Source organism: Acidobacterium sp. FHG110202_01, from assembly GCF_059115305.1.
The window spans coordinates 1-3,611 of record NZ_JBZYWJ010000021.1; the positions used below are offsets into that span (position 1 = coordinate 1).

Genomic DNA, 3,611 nt, shown 5'->3' on the forward strand with positions numbered 1-3,611 from the left:
CAGGCACACGCGCTTCGCGGGACTAGCCGTCCAGGCACACGCGCTTCGCGGGACTAGCCGTCCAGGCACACGCGCTTCGCGGGACTAGCCGTCCAGGCACACGCGCTTCGCGGGACTAGCCGTCCAGGCACACGCGCTTCGCGGGACTAGCCGTCCAGGCACACGCGCTTCGCGGGACTAGCCGTCCAGGCACACGCGCTTCGCGGGACTAGCCGTCCAGGCACACGCGCTTCGCGGGACTAGCCGTCCAGGCACACGCGCTTCGCGGGACTAGCCGTCCAGGCACACGCGCTTCGCGGGACTAGCCGTCCAGGCACACGCGCTTCGCGGGACTAGCCGTCCGGGCACACGCGCTTCGCGCCTCGCTCGACTTCTCTCCTGCTTTGAAAAGATGCAGCTGTTGAATTCTTCATGCACACCATGCATCCCTCCCAGGTTAGCTTCGCGAACCTGGGGCACCCTGATCTGGGAATAATCTGCGGCCGTTTGGTGTTTTGTGCACATGAAGATTTTGCTTGCTTCCATTCCCGTCCCCGGTCATCTGAACCCAGTCCTCGGGCTGGGCAGGATTCTGATGAAACACAATCACGAAGTGCTTGTACAGACAGGTGCTTCGATGCAACCCCTGGTTGAGGCTGCAGGAATGCCCTTCATTCCCCTGCTCCCTGAAGCTGATATCGATGCGCTTAAATACTTTGAAACGCACCCTGAACGGGAGGAGAAAACTCCCGGCATGGAGATGATTTCCTTTGATCTCCAGCACTACTTTGTGCCGGCGCTTGCTGCCCAGGCTGCAGGACTGAGGATGGCTGCACGTGAGTTTTCTGCAGACCTCATCGTGACTGACTCTCTGTTCTGGGGAACGCTGCCACTGCTTCTGGAACGGAAAGAGCAGCGTCCGGCGATTGCTCACCTGGGCGTCAGTGTTCTGAACGTGGGAAGCGGGAAAAATATGCCGCCGCGGGCAGACGCATCCGCGGAACAGCTGCAGTCTGAACACGACGAGCGCGAACGTGTGTTGCTGCGGCCTGTTCAGGAAGCATTCAATGAAGCGTTGGCAAAAACAGGCTGTCGTCCGCTTCTATGCCCTGCCCTGGAAGCCATGTCGACGCTGCCCGACCTCTACCTTCACCCAGGCATCAAGAGCTTCCAATACTCGCCGGATTCGTCTTCTTCTCCGGTGCAATATGTCGGTGGGCTGCCTCTGCCGCCGACGCAGCATTCTCTTCCGGAGTGGTGGCACGAACTTGATGAGTCAAAGCGGCTGGTGCTGGTCACGCAGGGCACCGTTGCCAACCGGGACTTTGGACAGCTGGTCGGGCCGACGCTGACAGCTCTCGCGGAAGAAAAAGACCTGATTGTTCTGGTGACGACGGGCGGACAGCCGAGTGATTCCATCCCCGTAGAAATCCCTGCAAATGCACGCGTCGCACAATTCCTGCCGTACGATCTCGTCCTGCCGCAAGTAGACCTGCTGATTACCAACGGAGGATACGGCACGGTCAACATAGCCCTGTCGTACGGTGTTCCGATTGTTTCGGCAGGATTGACCGAAGACAAGGAGGAAGTGTCGGCGCATGTCCAGTGGTCGGGCGCCGGAATTGATCTCAGAACCAATCAGGCAGAACCGGAGGCTGTACTCAAGGCTGCAAGAGAGATTCTCGACGGCTCGGGATACCGCGACCGGGCAAGAGAGCTTGCCTTTGAATTCAAGCGCCATGATACGGAAGCCGAGCTGCTCGAATTGATTGAGGCTTGCAGCTTGTCGAATGTCCAGGCATTCTAGCTTGCGCAGGCCAACGAACACCCCCAGGTCAGCTTTCGCGAACCCATTCGGCTACGCTCAGGGCAGGCTCTGGGACACCCTGTGGCGGCTACCGATGCGAGAAGCAGGTCCTTCGACTTCGCTCAGGATGACAACCCTGGTGGGTTTGCGCGAAGCGTCCTTCGGCTTCGCGCAGGACAGGCTACGCCTGGACGGCTAGTCCTCCCAGCGCTTGAAGATCAGCGAGCCGTTTGTGCCGCCGAAGCCGAAGGAATTTGACAACGCGATGTCGATCTTTGCGGGCTGCGCTTTGTTGGGGACGTAGTTGAGCCTGCATTCCGGATCGGGGTTCTCGAGGTTGATCGTGGGTGGAACGACCTGATCTGCGAGAGACATGATGGTGATGCCGGCTTCGAGGCCGCCGGCGCCGCCCAGCAGATGGCCGGTCATGGATTTGGTGGAGCTGATGAGCAATTCGCCGCTGATGGCGCGCTCGCCGAAGAGCTTCTGCATGGCTGCGCTTTCGAGCACGTCGCCTACGGGAGTTGACGTGGCATGCGCATTCACATACTGGATGTCTTCCGGCTTGATGTGCGCGCTTTTTACCGCGTTGCTCATGGCACGGTAACAGCCTTCGCCTTCCGGGGCCATGCTGGTGATGTGGTAGGCATCCGAGCTCATGCCGTAGCCGATAATTTCGGCCAGAATCTTGGCGCCGCGAGCCTTGGCGAATTCAAGCTCCTCGAGAATGAGGATGCCGGCGCCTTCGCCTACGACGAAACCGTCACGGTCTTTGTCGAAGGGACGGCTGGCGCGCTCGGGCTCATCGTTGCGCGTGGAAAGCGCGCGCATCGCGGCAAAGCCACCTACGCCCATCGCGGTGATGGACGCTTCGGTTCCGCCGGCGATCATAACGTCGGCGTCGTCGCGCTCGATGATGCGATAGGCATCGCCAATGGAGTGCGCGCTGGTGGTACAGGCGGTCGCCGTGGCTTCGTTCGGGCCTCTCGCGCCATAGCGGATACTGACCTGGCCAGCGGCAAGATTGATGATGGCCGCGGGAATGAAGAAGGGCGATATCTTGCGCGGGCCGCCCTGCAGCATGGCGATGTGTTCGCGCTCGATGACATCGAATCCGCCAATGCCGGAGCCGATGTGCACGCCGACGCGATCGCCGATGTCGCCGGTGATCTTGAGGCCGGACATTTCCATGGCCTCTTGCGTGGCGGCAAGAGCGAAGTGGATGAATCGCCCCATCTTGCGCGATTCCTTCTTATCCACAAAATTCAGCGGATCGAAGTTTTTCACTTCGGCGGCGAAGGTGACAGAAAAGCCTGTCGTATCGAAGCCGGTGATGGGCCCCATGCCGCTCTTGCCTGCCAGCAGATTTTTCCAGACCTCAGGCGTTGTGTTGCCAACTCCGCACAACAACCCGACGCCCGTGACTACTACGCGCCGTTGCAAAATTACTTGCCGCCTTTCGCGTTCTTGTCGATGTAGTCGATCGCGTCCTTGACGGTCTTGATCTTCTCCGCGTCCTCGTCAGGAATCTCGAGGTCGAACGCTTCTTCAAACTGCATTACCAGCTCGACGACGTCGAGCGAGTCCGCGCCCAGGTCCTCTTGGAATGATGCGCTGGGCGTCACTTCAGCTTCGTCGACCTGAAGCTGCTCGACGATGATTTGTTTTACCTTGTCTTCTACTGCTGCCATGCGTTTCTCCTGTCCATCGATACGGCAAAAAATTTAGATGAAAACTCTTCCGGGCGAGGTGCACAACTTGAGAACACACGAATACCGCGCTCGAAATTTCAAGTCTACTGAGGACTGGCCGTCCAGGCAACCGC

At 59.4% G+C, this 3,611-nt stretch carries 3 protein-coding genes; 1 reads left to right on the forward strand and 2 read right to left on the reverse strand.

Translation table 11 applies throughout. From position 1 onward, the window contains the following. Positions 1 to 502 precede the first annotated feature (502 nt). The gene (locus tag AC5S16_RS23085) at positions 503 to 1,786 is read left to right on the forward strand and encodes a glycosyltransferase (RefSeq protein ID WP_493932482.1); all 1,284 of its coding nucleotides are present in this window, start codon (positions 503 to 505) and stop codon (positions 1,784 to 1,786) included. Positions 1,787 to 1,981: 195 nt separating this feature from the next. On the opposite strand, the gene fabF is transcribed toward AC5S16_RS23085, so the two are convergent. Beyond that, a complete protein-coding gene (gene fabF / locus AC5S16_RS23090) occupies positions 1,982 to 3,232 on the reverse strand; it encodes a beta-ketoacyl-ACP synthase II (RefSeq protein WP_493932484.1) in 1,251 nt (416 codons plus the stop codon). Then, the gene (gene acpP / locus AC5S16_RS23095) at positions 3,232 to 3,477 is read right to left on the reverse strand and encodes an acyl carrier protein (RefSeq protein ID WP_493932483.1); all 246 of its coding nucleotides are present in this window, start codon (positions 3,475 to 3,477) and stop codon (positions 3,232 to 3,234) included. Before acpP ends, fabF begins: the two co-directional genes overlap by 1 nt. Positions 3,478 to 3,611 lie beyond the last annotated feature (134 nt).

Bases quoted from the DNA above. Each gene is read 5' to 3' on its own strand.
- AC5S16_RS23085 (WP_493932482.1), top strand. From the start codon at position 503: ATGAAGATTTTGCTTGCTTCCATTCCCGTCCCCGGTCATCTGAACCCA.
- acpP (WP_493932483.1), bottom strand. From the start codon at position 3,477: ATGGCAGCAGTAGAAGACAAGGTAAAACAAATCATCGTCGAGCAGCTT.